At 68.2% G+C, this 239-nt stretch carries 1 protein-coding gene; it reads left to right on the top strand.

The features are described 5' to 3' along the window. Positions 1-239: class II fructose-bisphosphate aldolase (locus MFF64_RS37315; protein WP_238194118.1), on the top strand; the 239-nt coding region annotated here is incomplete at both ends.

Here is a 239-nt window from a genome sequence, read left to right as displayed (position 1 = left end):
TCGCGCTGCACACCGACCACTGCCCCAAGGACAAGCTGGACGGTTACGTACGTCCGCTGCTCGACGTCTCCGCGGAGCGCGTCGCCAAGGGTCTGAACCCGCTGTTCCAGTCGCACATGTGGGACGGCTCGGCGGAGACCCTCGCCGACAACCTCTCCATCGCGCAGGAGCTGCTGGAGCGCGCCCGCGCCGCGAAGATCATCCTCGAGGTCGAGATCACCCCGACCGGTGGCGAGGAG

It is taken from the genome of Methylobacterium frigidaeris (genome assembly GCF_022179185.1).
Classification (GTDB): Bacteria; Pseudomonadota; Alphaproteobacteria; order Rhizobiales; family Beijerinckiaceae; genus Methylobacterium; species Methylobacterium frigidaeris.
This window is presented reverse-complemented; position numbering and strand designations above follow the sequence as displayed.